Source organism: Streptomyces spinosisporus (assembly GCF_022698145.1).
GTDB lineage: Bacteria > Actinomycetota > Actinomycetes > Streptomycetales > Streptomycetaceae > Streptomyces > Streptomyces spinosisporus.
On the sequence record NZ_JALDAX010000029.1, the window covers coordinates 1 to 17,669 of the forward strand.

A 17,669-nucleotide genomic window follows, 5' to 3' on the forward strand; every position below is an offset into this window, starting at 1 on the left:
CGTCTGTAGTGCCTCTCGCCTCATGCGGCGCGGCAGTGTAGACATGGGCACATGGTCCGACTTCCGGATCGTTCCGGGGCGCGGTCGCATCGTCGCCCCGGCGGTCCCCGTGCCCGCCGCGCGAGCGTTCGCGCCCATGGGGTGCACGGGCAGCGAGCGGCGCGGACGCCGGCGGGTGTGATCAGTCGGCGCAGGGCCCAGGCGGGTGAGTCCGAGCCGGGGCGTTTCGGGGCGCTGCGGTCGGCGCTGACCGGACGCAGCATCGCGCGGCAGGTGTTCGTCCTGCAGGTGGTGATCGTGCTGCTGCTGGTGGTCGCTGCGGTGGTGGCGCTGTATCTGCAGGCCCGGCACGACAGCACGCAGGAGGCCCGCAACCGCTCGGTCGCCGTCGCCGAGACCTTCGCCAACGCCCCCGGCACCCGCGCGGCCCTGAACTCCCCCAACCCCACCGCCGTCCTGCAGCCCCGCGCCGAGGCCGCCCGCAAGGCGACGGGCGTGGACTTCATCGTCGTCCTGAACACTGACGGCATCCGCTACACGCACCCCAAACCGGACCGCATCGGCAAGAAGTTCGTCGGCACGATCGCCCCCGCGCTGGCCGGGCGCACGGTCACCGAGGAGATCGACGGCACGATCGGCCGGCTGGTGCAGGCGGTCGTCCCGATCCGGGCCCCCGACGGCAAGGTCGTGGGCCTCGTCTCGGCGGGCATCACGACCGAGAACGTGGGCGGCGCAGCCAACCGCCAGCTCCCGCTGGTCCTGCTGGCCGCCGCCGTGGGTCTCGCCCTGGCCACGGCGGGCACCGCGCTGGTCAGCAGACGTCTGATGCGCCAGACGCACGGTTTGGGTCCGGACGAGATGACCCGGATGTACGAGCATCACGACGCGGTGCTGCACGCCGTGCGCGAAGGGGTCCTCATCGTCAGCGGCGAGGGCCGCCTGCTGCTCGCCAACGACGAGGCGCACCGTCTGCTCGACCTGCCCGCGGACGCCGAGGGCCGGCACGCCCTGGACCTGGGCCTCGCTGCCGACACCGCGGAGCTGCTGGCCTCCGGGCGCGTCGCCACCGACGAGGTGCACCTGGTCAAGGACCGGCTGCTGGCGGTCAACCAGCGGCCCACCGACCTCGAGGGCGGCCCGCCGGGCAGCGTCGCCACGCTGCGCGACTCGACCGAGCTGCGGGCCCTGTCCGGCCGCGCCGAGACCGCACGCGAACGCCTCGACATGCTGTACGACGCCGGCGTCGGCATCGGTACGAGCCTGGACGTCACCCGTACCGCCGAGGAGCTGGCGGAGCTCGCCGTGCCGCGCTTCGCGGACTTCGCGACGGTCGACCTGTTCGACGCGGTGCTGGCCGGGGGCCAGCCGGAAGGCTCCACGTCCGTGCGCCGCACGGCCGTGAGCGGGGTCCGTGAGGACGCCCCGCTGTACAAGGTGGACCGGCAGATCAGATTCGTCGACACCTCGCCGCAGGCCCGCAGCCTGCGCTCCGGACAGGCCGTGCTGGAGCCGGACCTGCGCGTGGCGCCCGGCTGGCACGCGCAGGACCTGGAGCGCACCGCGCAGGTCGTGGAGTACGGCATCCATTCGCTGATCACGGTGCCGCTGCGCGCCGGAACCCTGGTCCTGGGCGTGGTCAGCTTCTGGCGCTCGGACCGGCCGGACCCCTTCGACGCGGAGGAACTGGCCCTCGCCGAGGAGCTGGTGACCCGCGCCGCGGTCTCCATCGACAACGCACGCCGCTACACGCGCGAGCACAGCATGGCCGTGACCCTGCAGCGCAGCCTGCTCCCCCGCAGACTGCCCGACCACAGCGCCCTCGACCTGGCCTCCCGCTATCAGCCGGCGCAGGCGGGCGTCGGCGGCGACTGGTTCGACGTGCTGCCGCTCTCGGGTGCACGTGTCGCTCTCGTCGTCGGCGACGTCGTGGGGCACGGGCTGCACGCGGCGGCCACCATGGGGCGGCTGCGCACCGCGGTCCACAACTTCTCCGCACTGGACCTGCCGCCCGACGAACTCCTCGCGCTGCTGGACGAGTTGATCGGCCGTATCGACCAGGACGAGACCACGGAGGGCAGCGCCCCGGTCATCGGCGCCACCTGTCTGTACGCGGTGTACGACCCGGTGACCCGGAGCTGCACGATCGCCCGGGCGGGTCATCCGCCGCCCGCGCTCGTCCGTCCGGACGGCAGCGTCGACTTCCCCGAGGTGCCCGCGGGACCCCCGCTCGGCATCGGCGGTCTGCCGTTCGAGACGGCCGAGCTCACGCTGGAGGAGGGCAGCCGGCTCGTCCTGTACACGGACGGCCTCGTCGAGGACCGGGAGCGGGACATCGACGAGGGGCTGGCCCTGCTGCGCACTGCGCTGGAACGTTCCGGCGAGTCGCCGGAGGACACGTGCCGGACGGTGCTGGACTCGCTGCTGCCGGCCAGGCCGAGCGACGACGTCGCCCTGCTCGTCGCCCGCACCCGGGCGCTGCCCGCCGACCACATCGCCGAGTGGCAGGTGCCGCCCGACCCGGCGAAGGTCGCCGAGGTACGCGCCTCCGTGAGCCGCCGGCTCGACGCGTGGGGGCTCGACGAGCTGGCCTTCACGACGGAACTCGTCCTGAGCGAGCTGGTCACCAACGCGATCCGCTACGGCGCCGACCCCATCCGGGTCCGGATGCTGCTGGACCGCACCCTGATCTGCGAGGTCTTCGACAGCAGCAGTACGTCGCCGCATCTGCGGTACGCGGCGATGACGGACGAGGGCGGCCGCGGTCTGTTCCTGGTGGCCCAGCTCGCCGAGCGCTGGGGCACCCGGTACACCCCCGAGGGCAAGGTCATCTGGGCCGAGCAGCCGCTGCCCTGACTCACCCCCATTTGGTCCGTACCTTCTTCGTACATCCCTACGAACTTTTCGCGCGACGGGTGTGCTTCGCTCGCGCTGACTGGTAGTAAACCTTCCTATCAGTGTCACGCACGGCCAACTCCCCACCCCCCACCTTGACTTGGAGCCCCCGTGAGGCACCCCTCGAGCGACCCCACACGCTCTGCCCGCATCTCGCGCCGTACCGTCCTCGTGGCGTTCGGCGCCTCCCTGGCCGCGGTCCCGCTGCTGCGGCCCTCGCACGCGTCGGCGACCACCGACTGCGCCGGGCTCGACGACCCGGCGAAGAAGGAGATCGCCATGAAGCTGGTGTCGAGCGCGGAGAACTCCTCGCTCGACTGGAAGGCCCAGTACCAGTACATCGAGGACATCGGCGACGGCCGCGGCTACACCGCCGGGATCATCGGCTTCTGCTCCGGCACCGGCGACATGCTCGACCTGGTCCAGCTCTACACCGACCGCGAGCCGGGCAACGTACTCGCCAAGTACCTCCCGGCACTGCGCGAGGTGAACGGCTCCGACTCGCACGACGGCCTGGACCCGGACTTCCCCGACGACTGGCGCAGGGCCGCTCAGGACAGCGCCTTCCAGCAGGCGCAGAACGACGAGCGCGACCGTGTGTACTTCAACCCGGCCGTGCAGCAGGGCAGGACCGACGGCCTGGGCACCCTCGGCCAGTTCGCCTACTACGACGCCATCGTCATGCACGGCAACGGCGACGACCCGACCAGCTTCCGCAGCATCCGCGGGCGCGCCCTGAACAGCGCGAAGCCCCCTGCGCAGGGCGGCGACGAGACGGCGTACCTGAACGCCTTCCTCGACGCGCGCGTGTGGGCGATGAAGCAGGAGGAGGCCCACAGCGACACCAGCCGGGTCGACACCGAGCAGCGGGTGTTCCTGGACAACGGCAACCTGTGCCTGGACACACCGCTGGACTGGCAGGTGTACGGGGACGGTTACCACATCGGCTGATGGCGGGTACCGGCTGCCGTACCACCCCCCGGCGGTACGGCAGCCGTGCCCTACGGGCGCTGTCCGATGCGGTCCACCACGGCCAGCTCCAGCCGTCCGCTGACCTCGTGGTACCAGTCGTGATGCTCCGCCTTGCGGCCGTGATAGGTCACGCTGCTTCCCTTCGACCGCATGCCCAGGTAGGCGCAGGTCCGCGCGTCGAAGACGAACGAGAAGTCGAACTTCGGGTACGACACCGCGACGCCACGGCGGCCGAGAGCGTCCACCGAATCGCGATCGGTCCGAATGCCGGGAATCTTCGCGACGGCCTCGAAGATCGCCGCCTGCAGACCGGGCGGCATGACCCGCGGCACCACGAAGAACTGGCACGCGTTCATGAAGGCCATTCTGTCGTCCTCCCTGGTGTCCATGCGGAGCCGCTCGAGCAGCCTGTCCGGGTCTGTCGGCCACTTCGCGAGTGCGGCGTACTCGGTCGGCGGCGCCATCACCTCGTTCTCAGCCAGCGGTGGATCGTTGTGGACCTTGCCGTGCTCCTCGCGCCGTGAGGGCTTGGAGCCGTCCACCGATGTCCAGCTCTCGTCGGTCCAGGTGCGCGTCCTGCCGTCCTTGTCGTACGTCCGGGTGATGAAGGTCCGGGTGTAGAAGTACTGGTCGTTGCGAGGAACGGGCACCCCCGAGCGGGCGGCGCGTGAGCGGACCGCGGCCTTCTGGAGCACCTCGGCGGCGCTGAGCGCGGTCATCCGCGGTCCGTCGGCGTCCGTGGCGAGCAGCACGCCCCCCGCGACCGCCGCCGTGGCCGTCGCGGCGACGGTCGTCCTGAGCACCAGCCGCCGGGACAGTGCACGCGGACGGCGCTCCTGGAGGACGGCGCGTTGCAGACGGACGCGGGCGGCCAGGCGTGCGTCGTCGGTCAACTCCGGTACGTCGTCGTGCAGTTCACGCACCGCGGTGAGGTCATCCACGATCGGTCTCCTCGGTCTCCTCGTGCAGGGCTGTGGGATCCGACCCGCCCAGCGCCTGTCGCAGTCCGGTCCGCGCCCGGTGCAGCCGTGAGCGCACGGTCCCCACCGGCACTCCCAGAGCCTCCGCCGCCTCCGTGTAGTCGAGATCACCCCAGGCGATCAGCAGCAGTACGTCCCGGTGGCGGGCGGTCAACCCCGCGAGGGCGCCCGCCAGTTGAGCGCGTGAGCGCTCGGCACTGACCCTGGCGGCCACCCGGTCCGCGAGGGGCTCGGCCTCGGCCGGTGACACGCCGGCGACGCGCGCGAGGGCCCTGAGCCGGCGGGCCTCCGAACGGCGGTGCCGGCCCACGAGGTTGGTGACGATCCCGTACAGCCAGGGGCGTGCCTGCGCCCGCGACAGGTCGTAGCGGCGGCGCTGCTGGAAGGCGATCACAAAGGTCTCGGCCATCAGGTCGTCGGCCGCCTCGGTGCCGAGGCGTCTGGCGGCGTAGCGGTGGATGTCGTCGGCGTAGCGGTCGAAGAGGACCGCGAACGCGTCGGGGTCGTCCCAGGACTGCTCGATGACACAGGCGTCGGAACGATCGTCGCCGGACGGGACGGGGGCCGGGCGGGCTCTGAGGCCCGGCAGGGCGGTCACCTCTCGCCTCTCGGGTTCATGGATGTCCTTCGGGTCGCGGGCATGGTCGACTGTTGTTGGCCGATGCCCGCAGTCGGGTTCCATTTTCCGCTCATAGAATCGGCTTATGGCCTCATAGACGGGACCCGCGTACCGACTTAGGCATGCCTTAGCTTAGGCTTCCTGTTCGAGTCGATCTTTTGCCGCTCGAAGGGAACCTGATCATGCCCCGCCCCCTGCGGGTAGCCATCGTCGGTGCCGGCCCCGCCGGGATCTACGCCGCCGACGCGTTGCTCAAGTCCGACGTGGCCGCCGACCCCGGTGTGTCCATCGACATCTTCGAGCGCATGCCCGCGCCGTTCGGCCTGATCCGCTATGGCGTCGCCCCCGACCACCCCCGCATCAAGGGCATCGTCACCGCCCTGCACCAGGTGCTGGACAAGCCGCAGATCCGCCTCTTCGGCAACGTCGACTACCCGAACGACATCAGCCTGGACGACCTGCGGGCGTTCTACGACGCCGTGATCTTCTCCACCGGCGCGACCGCCGACCGCGAGCTGCGCATCCCCGGCATCGACCTCGACGGCTCCTACGGCGCGGCCGACTTCGTGTCCTGGTACGACGGCCACCCGGACGTGCCGCGCACCTGGCCGCTGCAGGCGGAGAAGGTCGCCGTGCTCGGCGTCGGCAACGTCGCCCTGGACGTGGCCCGCATCCTCGCCAAGACGGGCGACGAGCTGCTGCCGACGGAGATCCCGCCGAACGTGTACGAGGGCCTGAAGGCCAACAAGGCGCTGGAGATCCATGTGTTCGGCCGCCGCGGCCCGGCGCAGGCGAAGTTCTCCCCGATGGAGCTGCGGGAGCTGGACCACTCCCCGAACATCGAGGTCATCGTCGACCCCGAGGACATCGACTACGACGCCGGCTCGATCGAGACGCGGCGCGGCAACAAGCAGGCCGACATGGTCGCCAAGACCCTGGAGAACTGGGCGATACGCGACGTCGGCGACCGCCCGCACAAGCTGTTCCTGCACTTCTTCGAGTCGCCCACCGAGGTCCTCGGCGAGGACGGCAGGGTCGTCGGCCTGCGCACCGAGCGCACCGCCCTGGACGGCACCGGCAACGTCAAGGGCACCGGCGCGTTCAAGGACTGGGACGTCACCGCGGTCTACCGCGCGGTCGGCTACCTCTCCGACAAACTGCCCAAGCTGCCCTGGGACATCGAGACGGGCACCGTCCCGGACGAGGGCGGCCGGGTCATCCAGGAGTCCGGCGAGCACCTGCAGTCCACCTACGTCACCGGCTGGATCCGGCGCGGCCCGGTGGGCCTGATCGGCCACACCAAGGGCGACGCCAACGAGACGGTGGCCAACCTGCTGGACGACTACACGAGCGGTCGCCTGCACACCCCCACCGCGCCGCAGCCCGAGGCCGTGGAGGCGTTCCTGGGCGAGCGGAACATCCGCTTCACCACCTGGGACGGCTGGTACCAGCTGGACGCCGCGGAGAAGGCCCTCGGCGAGCCCCAGGGGCGCGAGCGCGTGAAGATCGTCGAGCGCGAGGACATGCTCCGCGCGAGCGGCGCCTGATCCCCGGCCGGATCAGCCCGGTCCAGGGGGCGGCGCGGAACCGGCGCCGCCCCCTGGACGTTTGATCAGATGCGGGTACGACCACGGGGGCCGTACGGAGACGAGCGGGGTGGGCGTGGCGCGCGTACTGGTCATCGGCGGCGGAATCGCCGGTTCGGCGACGGCTCTTGCACTGCACAGGGCGGGCCTCGACGTCGAGGTGCACGAGGCCCATCCCGACTCGGCCGAGGACCTGGGCGCCTTCCTCACGGTCGCGAGCAACGGCATGCGCGCGCTCGCGCAGCTCGACGCCTCCGCCGTCGTCACCGCACTCGGCTGCCCGCTCACCTCGATGCGCGTCCTCGACGGCACAGGCATGGAGCTGGCCCACACCCCCATCGGCGAGGCCGGCGATCCCCTGCTGCAGTACCGCTGTCTGCGCCGCGGCGACCTCAGCTCCGCCCTGCAGGCCGAGGCGGCACGCCGGGGCATCGCCGTACGCCACGGCGCCCGGCTGACCGGCGTCCGGCAGGACACCGGCGGCGTCACCGCGCACTTCGCCGACGGCAGCACCGCCACCGGCGACCTGCTGATCGGTGCCGACGGCCTCGGCTCCACCGTCCGGCGCACCGCCCTCGACGCCGTACAGCCGCTGTACGCCGGCCAGCTCGTCTTCTACGGCTGCACCGACGCCGCCCCCGTGGCCGACGGGGACGCGTGCATCACCATGATCCGAGGCAGCAGTGCCGCCTTCGGCGTCGCGGTGTCGCCGGAAGGAGAGGCGTACTGGTTCGCGCGCGTCTCCGGTGACCCGCTGTCCGCCGAGCAGCTCGCCCAGAGCTCCCCGGCCGACCGGCGCGAGATGCTGCTCCCGCTGCTGCGCAAGGACACCACCCCCGCCGCGGACATCGTCGCCGCGACCGGCGAGGAGATCCTGGTCACCAACGCCACCGAGATCCCCACCGGCACGCCCTGGCGGTCCGAACGCGTCCTGCTCGTCGGGGACGCCGCGCACGCGGCCTCACCCGCCACCGGACAGGGCGCGTCGATGGCCCTGGAGGACGCGGTGATCCTCGCCAAGTGCCTGCGCGACGCCCCGGACACCGACTCCGCCCTCACCCGCTTCGAGGAGCTGCGCCGCCCGCGCGTGGAGCACAACATCACCGTCAGCGGCAACATCTCCCGCGGCGTACACCCTCCGTCCCCCACCGCCCGGGGCGCGGCCCCTTCCCGCCCCGGAGAGGACGACCTCGTACGCCTGCTGAAGTGGGACGCGGACATCTGGACCTGATCGCCCCTCAACCAGGTGCACGAGTTCGCAGAGCAAGGCTTCGTTCTGGTACCTCAGGTGGTGCAGGAAGATCTTCTGGAGCAGGTGGCCAGGCGGATCGACGAGGTCGTCGCCGCCGATCCGCCTCCCGCCGACAAGCGCGGCCCCCACTTTTCCTTCCTCCGGACCAAGGACGAGCCGACGCTGAGAGCGCCTCTGACCCGTACCCCGGTATTCGGCCTCGCCGAGGAACTGGCCGGTGCAGGGCACGTTCACGCTGCTGGCGTGCGTTCTGATGTCTGATCAGCTGACGGAGAACTCCGGCAATCTCTGGGTCTGGCCGGGCACCCATCTCGCACACGCCGCATACTTCCGCGATCACGGCCCGCAGATGTTCTGTGCCTACCCGCCGATCGACCTGCCCGAGCTCGACTACGGGCCTCTCAGGGCCCGGTCATCGCCACCGTTGCCCCGTCCTGCGTCTGGCTGCCCACCCTTGCGGCCGTGATCCGACCGCACGACGAGAGCCGTTGACCCCCGCACCACGGTTTTCGGGGAACCCGCGTGGACTCCGGGCGTGGTCGTATAGTTTCCACGTTCTTCACTGAAATTCCACATTGGGGGGAAGATCTACATGCGCATACGTGTGGTCGCCGCGACCGCGGCAGCGGGTGCTCTGGCCGTGCTGGCCGCCGTCCCGGCCCATGCCACCGAGTACTCCTCGGCACTGAAGATCAAGGGCGTCCAGTACGACGCGCCCGGCAGGGACTCCAACAGCTGCTCGACCGGGAACACGAAGAACGAGTACCTGACGATCAGGAACTTCTCGGCCCGCACGACCGTGAACCTCAAGGGCTATGTGGTCAAGGACAAGGTCGGCAACAAGTACACCTTCAGCCACAACCACTATCTGCAGCCCGGCGACTATGTGAAGCTCCGCGGCGGCCGCGGCACCGAGTCCGACAGCAAGAACGTCGCCTACCGCAACAACTGCAACTTCATCTGGAACAACGACAAGGACACGATCTACCTCTACAAGTCCTCCGGCGCGCACGCCGACACGCACGCGTACACCAAGGCGTCCAACGACCGCGACGGGAACGGGTACGTCACGTTCCACGGCTGACGCCCGCACCGGAGGGACACAGAAGGACGGTGCCGGCCGGACTCCGGCACCGCCTCGACGGAGCGCGAACAGGCCCCGCCCCGAAGCGGATGGTGGGCGGGCCCTGTTCGCGGCCGCCATTGTGACGGGACCACAGTGCGGGGGAACACGCGTGAACTGTCATGTCCTGGAGTGGATCGCTCGCACCCCGTGTGCGCGGCGCACATCCCGTGTGCGGACCCCGTGTGACGTACACCGACTCGCCCGGACGATACTGGTGTACGCACGCACCCCCGCCTTCAGATGGACCCATGCGCATTTCCACCAGCGTCCGACCGGCCCCGTCCCCGACCCTGTGGCTCGCTCGGGGCCGCCACACCGGAAGCGACGCCGAGGACGTCGTACGTACGAATCTGCAGCGGCTCAAGGACCGCACGGTCCTCGACGACCAGCGCGAGCTGCCCGAGCCCGCCGAGGACCTCGGACCCGCCGACGGCGAAAGCGGACCGTCGCACATCTTCGAGGCGCGCTGGAAGGCCGCCGGGACGGTGACGGTACGGGCCCGGCTGACGCTCACCCCCGCTGCACAGGGCGGCCATGACTGGGTGCTGGCCGCCGAGGCCGAGCGCCCCTGGCACCCGGAGTGGCCGTCGCCCGTCACCATGTTCTGGCCCGACGATCCGGCCAGCCCGTGGGACCACGAACCAAACACGGGCCTGCGGGTCCGGGACGTCCATCACCTGCCCACCGAGGACAGGGACATCCGGCGGCTGCTGAAGAGCTCCGTGCGCGGCGGCTGGTACATCAACGTCGTGGTGCACGAGGCGATGACGCCCGACGAGAAGGGCAGCCGACCGCTCGGCCCGCTGCTGTCGCCGAGTCTGCGCCACCGGGTGCTGGAACACCGGGCCGCACCGGAGCAGCTGCGCATCGTCAACCGCGCGCTGCGCCCGTTCAAGGTGCAGCTGCCGCGCGGCGGCGCCGTACTGCTGCCGCCGGACCCCGCGCCGGACGGTTTCGCCGCGGACGAGTACGCCGTGCGCACCGTCTTCCTCGACGGCTCGCGGCCCGCGGACCTCGTGGACGCCCTGTCCCGTTTCGCCGCCCTGCCCCCGCTGCTGCCGGACGGCGGCGAGGCGGCCGTGCGCGCGCTGCGGGACGACTGGCAGCTGATGACGCTGGAGGAGGAACTCGACCACGAACGCCGGCTGGTGGCGATGTACTCCGAGGCGCTGGAGGCGATGACGAAGTCGCGCGACCTGTACCGCGAGGCGGCCGAGCGCGCCCACGAGGCGCTCACCGCCTACCGCGAGTCCGGCGCCGAGCCCCCCGCACCCGCACCGCCCCCGCCGCCCGCGACACCCGCCGGCTCCCCCTTCCAGCAGTTCACGCGCACCTTCGGCCGCCTCAGGGAGTCCGCGAAGGCCTTGCGGCCACCGACCTCCACCGGCCGCGAACCCGGGCCCGAGCCCAAGACCCGGCCCGAGACCGACGACCGGTCCGAGCCACAGCCCGACGACCGGTCCGAGTCACCCGGCGGCTGAGACCCGGGACGTCTCGCGGGGCGGACGTGTCAGCGCGCGCAGCCTGGATACGCGGACAGGACGGCACCACGGCCCGTCCCGGAAGGTCCCGACGTCATGGGCGACAGCCAGCATCTCCAAGGGGAGCGGGGCGGCGCGAGCGCGTCCCGCCACCGCACCGACACGACCCTGCGGGTCAACGGCAAGCCGCACCAGCTCACCCTCGACCACCGGCGCACCCTGCTCGACGTGGTGCGCGAGGATCTGGGGCTGTACGGCGCGAAGAAGGGCTGCGACCACGGTCAGTGCGGTGCCTGCACCGTCCTGGTGGACGGGCGGCGGGTCAACAGCTGTCTGCTGCTCGCGGTGACGCTCGACGGCAGTGAGGTCACCACCGTCGAAGGGCTCACCGGCGAAGGGCCCACCGGCGACGGCGAGCAGCCGCACCCCCTCCAGCAGGCCTTCCTGGACCGCGACGCCTTCCAGTGCGGCTACTGCACCCCGGGCCAGATCTGCTCCGCCATCGGAGCGCTCGCCGAAGCGGCCGCGGGCCACCCCTCCCGGGTCACCGATCCGCGGGCACCGTCGGGGCGTGCGGTGCCGCTGGACCGGGACGAGATCAGGGAACGGCTCAGCGGGAATCTGTGCCGCTGCGGTGCCTATCCCCGCATCGTCGACGCGGTCGAGGACGTGATCGCGTGAAGGCCTTCGACTACGTCCGCGCGACGAGCGTCGAGGAGGCGTGCGCCGCCCTCGCCGCACGGCCCGGCGCCCGGTTCCTGGGCGGCGGCACCAATCTCGTCGACCTGATGAAGCTCGGCGTCGAGCAGCCCGTCGCGCTCGTCGACGTCGGCAGGCTCCCGCTGGACGCGGTGGAGGAACTGCCCGACGGCTCGCTGCGGGTCGGCGCCATGGACCGCAACAGCGACCTCGCCGCCCACCCCGCCGTGCGCGACCGGTACCCGGCCCTGTCCCAGGCGCTCCTCGCGGGCGCCTCGGGCCAGTTGCGCAACGCGGCCACCACAGGCGGCAATCTGCTGCAGCGCACCCGCTGCCCGTACTTCCAGGACGTCTCCAAACCGTGCAACAAGCGCGTCCCCGGCAGCGGTTGCGGGGCGCGGGACGGCGTCCACCACGACCACGCGGTGCTCGGCACCTCCGACCACTGCATCGCCACTCACCCGTCGGACATGGCGGTGGCGCTGGCGGCCCTCGACGCGAAGGTCGAGCTGTACGGCCCCGGGGGCGCGCGCGAGGTGGCGGCCGCCGAGTTCCACCGGCTGCCCGGCGACCACCCCGAGCAGGACACCGAGATCCGCCCCGGCGAGCTGATCACCGGTGTGGTGCTGCCGGCGGCCACGGGCGGGCTGCCGTCGCTGTACCGCAAGGCCCGCGACCGCGCCTCCTACGCCTTCGCCCTGGCCTCCGTGGCCGCGATGCTGCAGGTGACGGACGGTGTCGTCGAGCGGGCCGGCATCGCTTTCGGGGCGCTGGCCCACCGGCCCTGGCGGGCCCGGGTGGCCGAGGAGGCCCTGGTCGGCGCCGCGCCCACGGCGGCCGCGTTCGAGCGCGCCGTGGACCTCGAACTGTCCGCCGCCCGACCGCTGCGGGACAACGCCTACAAGGTGCCGCTCGCCCGCAGCCTCGCCCTGGATGTCCTGACCCGGCTCGCCGAGCCCGCCAGGACCTGAACCGGCACCGGAGGAGAACGACATGGTCAGCACCGTCGTGGGCGCTCCGGTGGAGCGCCGTGAGGGTCTGGAGAAGGTCACCGGCAGCGCCCGCTACGCCGCCGAGCACGCGCCACCGCGCCGCGTCTGGGCCTGGCCCGTGCCCGCCACCGTCGCCCGCGGCACGGTGACGGCCGTCGACACGGCCGCCGCCATGGAACAGCCCGGCGTCCTGACGGTGCTCACCCACCGCAACGCGCCCCGGCTGGCCGAACCGGACGACGCCACGCTCGCGGTACTGCAGAACCCGCGCGTGCCGCACCGGGGCTGGTTCGTCGCCCTGGTGGTGGCCGAGACCCTGGAGGACGCGCGGGCCGGCGCCGCCGCGGTCCAGGTGTCCTACGAGCCCGAGGAGCACGACGTCTCGCTGACCATGACGCACCCGGGGGCGTACGTCCCCGAGGAGGCCAACGGCGGCTACCCGGCCGCCACCGAGCAGGGGGACCCCGAGCGTGCCTTCGCCTCCTCGGCCGTCCAGGTCGACGCCGACTACCGGGTTCCGCCCCTGCACAACCACCCCATGGAACCGCACGCCAGCACCGCACAGTGGGACGGCGACCGGCTCCTGGTGCACACCTCCAGCCAAGGATCGACCGCTGTGCAGACCGTGCTCGCCGGGCTGTTCCGGCTGCCCGAGGACGGCGTCACCGTCGTCGCCGAGCACGTCGGCGGCGGTTTCGGCTCCAAGGGCACGCCACGCCCCGACGTGGTGCTGGCCGCGATGGCGGCCCGGCAGACGGGCCGACCGGTCACGCTCGCCCTGCCCCGCCGCCATATGCCCGCCGTGGTCGGGCACCGGGCGCCCACCCTGCACCGGGTCCGGCTCGGCGCCGAACCGGACGGGCGGCTCACCTCCCTGATCCACGAGGTGACGACCCACACCTCGCGCATCAAGGAGTTCACGGAGCAGGCCGCGGTGCCCGCACGGACCATGTACGCCGCCGCGCACCTGCGCACGGTGCACCGTGTGGCCCCGCTGGACGTCCCCTCACCGTCCTGGATGCGCGCCCCCGGCGAGGCTCCCGGCATGTACGCGCTGGAGTCCGCGATGGACGAATTGGCCTGTGCGCTCGGCATGGATCCGGTGGAGTTGCGCATCGTCAACGAGCCGGAAACCGAGCCCCACAGCGGCAAGCCGTTCAGCAGCAGGCATCTGGTCGAGTGTCTGCGCGAGGGCGCGCGCCGCTTCGACTGGGCCCACCGCGCGCCCCGCACGGCCGGGCCGCTGCGCATCGGAACGGGCGTGGCCGCGGCCATGTATCCCGTCCTCGTCCAGCCGTCCACCGCCTCGGCCGGCGCCTGCCCCGACGGCACCTTCCTCGTACGGATCAACGCCACCGACATCGGTACGGGCTCCCGTACGGTGCTGGCTCAGATCGCCGCCGACGCGCTCGGCGTACCGCTCGAACGGGTCCGTACCGAGGTGGGCCGCAGCGATCTGCCGTCCGCGTCGCTGGCGGGCGGCTCGTCCGGCACGGCCTCGTGGGGGTGGGCCGTCCACGAGGCCTGCACCCGGCTGACGGCCCGGCTGGCAACGCACACCGGGCCGCTGCCACCGGACGGCCTCGACGCCCACGCCGACACGGCCGGGCAGGCGGACGCCGACAGCCCCTGGGCGCGCCACGCGTTCGGCGCGCACTTCGCCGAGGTGGCCGTCGACACGGTGACCGGTGAGGTGCGGGCGCGGCGGCTGCTGGGTGTGTTCGCCGCCGGGCACATCCTCAACGCCCGTACGGCGCGCTCCCAGTTCGTCGGAGGCATGACCATGGGACTGGGCATGGCGCTCACCGAAGGCAGCACCATGGACGCCGCGTTCGGCGACTTCACCCAGTCCGACCTGGCGTCGTACCACGTGCCCGCGCACGCCGACGTGCCGGACATCGAGGTCCACTGGATCGACGAGGACGACCCTCATCTCAACCCGATGGGCAGCAAGGGGATCGGCGAGATCGGCATCGTGGGAACGGCGGCCGCCATCGGCAACGCTGTCCACCACGCCACCGGCACCCGCTACCGCGAACTCCCCCTCACACCGGACCGCGTGCGGCGCGGAGCGGGTTTCTAGGCGGCCCTACGACGAGTTGCCGCCCCACGACGAATTTCCGGGCGACCCCCGTGGCCGCCCGGAAACCACTGGCCGCCTACTCCGACCGGGACACCGTGGCCAGGGGCCGGCGTGTCGGCGCGTTATCGGCCGGCGGGTTCGAGGCGAGACGTACGACGAGGGCCGTCAGTGCCGCCAGTGCCGCCGTCACGGCGGCCAGGCCCGCGATCCAGCTGGGCGCGAGCGTCAGGTCGAGCGCCCGCGAGAGCCATGCCGAGTGGAACCGGCCCTGGTACAGCTGCGCCGCCGCGAGCACCGCGGCCACCAGCATGGCGAGGGCGAGCGCGGGCGGGACGGGCCGCAGGGTCACCACCACGGCCAGCAGCGCGCACAGGGCGGACACCGCGACCGAGGAGACGTAGAGCGCGACGGGCTCGCCCTCCTGGTACATCGGGAACCACAGCATCGCGCACAGCAGGAGCGTGCCTGCCGCCACCAGGCCCGGCCACGGCAGCCGCTCGGACGGGCTCTTCGGTGCACGGGAGGGCCGGTGGGCCGTGGTGGCGGAGGGCCGCGTGGGGAGGACGGGCGGGGCCAGGGGAACGGGTGGCGGGAAGGCGCCGCCCGGGCCCCATTCGGTCTGGCCCTGCGGCGGTGCCGACGGCTCCGTCTCCGGCAGGGCGGCGAGCGCCTCGCGTTCCTCGCTCAGCCTGCCTATGAGTTCGACGAGTTCCTCGACGGGCCGGGCCAGTGCGGCTGCCCGGGCCGCCTCCTGTCCGAAGTGGCGCTCCGTCTGCGTCTGGTGCAGCAGCGCCATCAGACGGGTCACTTCCTCCACCGGACGGTGCTCGGCCGCCGCGCGGATGGCCTCGTCCGCGCTGGCCGCGTCGCGCGGCGGGCGGGTCAGCATGGTGACCAGCCGGGTGACGTCCTCCACGGAGCGGTCCGTGCCCACCGCGCGCAGGGCGTCGACGGTGGCTCGGGCGTACTGTGGGGACTCCTCCAGCAGCGTGATCAGGTTGGCGACCTCCTCCAGCGGGCGGTCGGCGACCGCCGCGTGCACCAGAGCGCTGACCGGGTCGTCCTGCGTGGTGGCTATGGAGGGGTCGTTGGATGCGGATGATGACGAGCGGATGCTCATGACTCTCCTCCATGGAAGAGACGAAAAGGTACGCCAGGGCCCGCGTCCCCCGACGCTGGTCACGACGTTGCAGTGCAGTGCCATTACTAGGGGCTGCCGTCACCGGGTGCCACTCGGGTGGGCCACAGGTATGAACGCGGGCTCTACGAACGCCCAATGCGGGAATCCGGAAAGGGAGCGCCCGCTCGGCCCGCCCTGACGAGGAGGACCCGTGAAACCGTCCACGACGGTGATCGTCATCACATTTTCCATCGTTGCTCTACTCATCCTCGCCATGGCGGTCGTCCTGTTCACCAGACTGCTGCGGGCCCGCCGCGATCTGCGGCGGGCGGGCCTGCCGAGCGGTCCGCGATGGGTCTTCTGGGGCGCTGTCCTTTACTTTTTCCTGCCGACTGACCTGTTGCCCGACCCGATCTATCTGGACGATGTCGGCATTCTTCTGCTTGCTCTGCGCACGATGCACAACTCCCTCAGTGCGCCCAACCGCCGCGAATCCTCCCTGTGATTACGGAGAGTAAGGAAACCAATCACTCGTTCGATTCGTATAACTGACTGGAAGGGCAAGGCAGTCGGCGGACCGGGCCGCGCCGTAGCGGGCGGGGCGCTCGGTCGTGCAGCACTGACGAGGGAGAGACCATGCAACCGTTCGCGCTCAACTACGCACGTCCGGCGGTGAAGTTGGAGGCTACGACTCCGTATGTCTACGACCCCGGGCTGCAGTTGAACGTGCTCATGGACGGCCGGGTCGCCGCGGGTGACCACGCCCTGCTGAGAGAGCTGGGGACCACGACGTCCACCGCGGGGTCCAAGACACACTTCGACGACTGAACGCACCGCAGCCGACCATGACCGTCCTGATCCTCACCTCTGAAGAGGATGTGACCGCCGACATGGTGGTCGTGCACCTGAACGCATCCGGGGTCCCGGTTCTCCGCCTGGACCCCGCCGACCTCCCCGGCGGTGTCGCGCTGTCGGGCGAGTTCGTGCACGGCGCCTTCCGCGGCCATCTCCAGTCCGCCGGACGTCTGGTGAGCATCTCCGGGCTGCGGTCGGTGTGGGTGCGCCGCCCCGGGCAGGCCGCCGCGCGTGCCGCCGAGCCCTCCGCATGGCTGAGCGAGGAGTCCTCCCAGGCGCTCTTCGGCATGCTGCGCGGCTGTGACGCCCGCTGGATGAACCACCCCGACGCGGCCCACCAGGCCCGCCACAAGCCCTGGCAGCTGCGGCACGCCCAGCGCTGCGGACTGCCCGTCCCGGCCACCCTCATCACCACGTTCCCGCAGGCCGCCCGCGAGTTCGCCGACCGCTTCCCCGACCTGGTGGTCAAGCCGGTCTCCGGCGCGCATCCGCAGGATCCGCCCCGGGCCGTGCCGACCAGCCGGGTCGCGCCCGGCACCGACTTCTCCGCCGTGGCGTTCGGGCCCACGCTGCTGCAGCGCAGGGTCGGGAAGAAGGCCGACATACGTCTGACCGCGGTCGGCGACGAACTGCTGGCGGCCCGCAAGGAGATCGACGAGGACGCGGACCCCGACGACCCGGGCACCGTGGACGTCCGCTTCGCGTCGTCCGACATACCTTGGCGCCCGGCCGAGGTGCCGCCGCGCATCGCAGAAGCCGTCCGCCGCTATCTCCGTGATGCCGAACTGGCTTACGGCGCCTTCGACTTCGCCGAGGACGCCGACGGGACCTGGTGGTTCCTGGAGTGCAATCAGTCGGGGCAGTTCGGCTTCGTCGAGGTGGAGACGGGCCAGCCGATCGCCCGGACCGTCGCGCAGTGGCTGGCGCGCCCCGGCCCGACGGAGGGGACGCACGTCAACGGCGCGAACCGCACGGTGTGTTGAGGCCCGGTCAGGTAGGCCGCATCAGGTGA

16 protein-coding genes are annotated in these 17,669 nt (G+C 71.7%); 13 read left to right on the forward strand and 3 right to left on the reverse strand.

Translation table 11 applies throughout. The annotated features are described in order from the left end of the window. Positions 1–51 precede the first annotated feature (51 nt). A complete protein-coding gene (locus MQN93_RS41005; RefSeq protein ID WP_242713499.1) occupies positions 52–2,853 on the forward strand; it encodes a SpoIIE family protein phosphatase in 2,802 nt (933 codons plus the stop codon). Between the two features lie 150 nt (positions 2,854–3,003). Next, a complete protein-coding gene (locus MQN93_RS41010; protein WP_016430605.1) occupies positions 3,004–3,843 on the forward strand; it encodes a chitosanase in 840 nt (279 codons plus the stop codon). Between the two features lie 50 nt (positions 3,844–3,893). On the opposite strand, the gene MQN93_RS41015 is transcribed toward MQN93_RS41010, so the two are convergent. Together MQN93_RS41015 and MQN93_RS41020 are read right to left on the reverse strand one after the other, a co-directional pair. Next, positions 3,894–4,805, reverse strand: coding sequence for a CU044_5270 family protein (locus MQN93_RS41015; protein WP_242713500.1), 912 nt, complete (start codon positions 4,803–4,805; stop codon positions 3,894–3,896). Further along, positions 4,798–5,442: an RNA polymerase sigma factor gene (locus MQN93_RS41020; RefSeq protein WP_372504533.1), complete on the reverse strand. Its 645-nt coding sequence runs from the start codon at positions 5,440–5,442 to the stop codon at positions 4,798–4,800. Before MQN93_RS41020 ends, MQN93_RS41015 begins: the two co-directional genes overlap by 8 nt. Before the next feature lie 203 nt (positions 5,443–5,645). On the opposite strand from MQN93_RS41020, the gene MQN93_RS41025 reads away from it, so the two are divergent. From MQN93_RS41025 to MQN93_RS41060, 8 genes are all read left to right on the forward strand, one after another. After that, positions 5,646–7,010, forward strand: a complete 1,365-nt coding sequence (locus tag MQN93_RS41025) for an FAD-dependent oxidoreductase (protein WP_016430608.1) — start codon at positions 5,646–5,648, stop codon at positions 7,008–7,010. 115 nt (positions 7,011–7,125) lie between these two features. Then, positions 7,126–8,280: an FAD-dependent oxidoreductase gene (locus MQN93_RS41030; protein WP_242713502.1), complete on the forward strand. Its 1,155-nt coding sequence runs from the start codon at positions 7,126–7,128 to the stop codon at positions 8,278–8,280. Between the two features lie 15 nt (positions 8,281–8,295). Next, positions 8,296–8,562, forward strand: a complete 267-nt coding sequence (locus MQN93_RS41035) for a hypothetical protein (protein ID WP_242713503.1) — start codon at positions 8,296–8,298, stop codon at positions 8,560–8,562. Positions 8,563–8,893: 331 nt separating this feature from the next. Further along, on the forward strand, positions 8,894–9,385 hold the full coding sequence (locus tag MQN93_RS41040; protein WP_016430611.1) for a lamin tail domain-containing protein: 492 nt from the start codon (positions 8,894–8,896) through the stop codon (positions 9,383–9,385). A 290-nt stretch (positions 9,386–9,675) separates the two neighbouring features. Further along, positions 9,676–10,908, forward strand: a complete 1,233-nt coding sequence (locus MQN93_RS41045) for a hypothetical protein (RefSeq protein ID WP_242713504.1) — start codon at positions 9,676–9,678, stop codon at positions 10,906–10,908. A gap of 96 nt (positions 10,909–11,004) precedes the next feature. Then, positions 11,005–11,589 (forward strand): (2Fe-2S)-binding protein, encoded by a 585-nt coding sequence (locus MQN93_RS41050; protein WP_242713505.1) that lies wholly within the window; start codon positions 11,005–11,007, stop codon positions 11,587–11,589. Continuing rightward, positions 11,586–12,578 (forward strand): FAD binding domain-containing protein, encoded by a 993-nt coding sequence (locus tag MQN93_RS41055; protein WP_242713506.1) that lies wholly within the window; start codon positions 11,586–11,588, stop codon positions 12,576–12,578. Before MQN93_RS41050 ends, MQN93_RS41055 begins: the two co-directional genes overlap by 4 nt. A gap of 22 nt (positions 12,579–12,600) precedes the next feature. Beyond that, positions 12,601–14,682 carry a xanthine dehydrogenase family protein molybdopterin-binding subunit gene (locus MQN93_RS41060; protein WP_242713507.1) on the forward strand — a complete coding sequence of 694 codons (2,082 nt, stop codon included), beginning with the start codon at positions 12,601–12,603 and terminating at the stop codon, positions 14,680–14,682. A 76-nt stretch (positions 14,683–14,758) separates the two neighbouring features. On the opposite strand, the gene MQN93_RS41065 is transcribed toward MQN93_RS41060, so the two are convergent. Next, positions 14,759–15,802, reverse strand: coding sequence for a hypothetical protein (locus tag MQN93_RS41065; protein WP_242713508.1), 1,044 nt, complete (start codon positions 15,800–15,802; stop codon positions 14,759–14,761). A gap of 211 nt (positions 15,803–16,013) precedes the next feature. On the opposite strand from MQN93_RS41065, the gene MQN93_RS41070 reads away from it, so the two are divergent. The 3 genes from MQN93_RS41070 (at position 16,014) to tgmB (ending at position 17,640) form a co-directional block, all read left to right on the forward strand. Beyond that, on the forward strand, positions 16,014–16,307 hold the full coding sequence (locus MQN93_RS41070) for a DUF1232 domain-containing protein (protein WP_242713509.1): 294 nt from the start codon (positions 16,014–16,016) through the stop codon (positions 16,305–16,307). A 131-nt stretch (positions 16,308–16,438) separates the two neighbouring features. Continuing rightward, positions 16,439–16,630, forward strand: a complete 192-nt coding sequence (gene tgmA / locus MQN93_RS41075) for a putative ATP-grasp-modified RiPP (protein WP_016430618.1) — start codon at positions 16,439–16,441, stop codon at positions 16,628–16,630. 17 nt (positions 16,631–16,647) lie between these two features. After that, the gene (gene tgmB / locus MQN93_RS41080; RefSeq protein ID WP_242713510.1) at positions 16,648–17,640 is read left to right on the forward strand and encodes an ATP-grasp ribosomal peptide maturase; all 993 of its coding nucleotides are present in this window, start codon (positions 16,648–16,650) and stop codon (positions 17,638–17,640) included. The last annotated feature ends 29 nt before the right edge of the window (positions 17,641–17,669 follow it).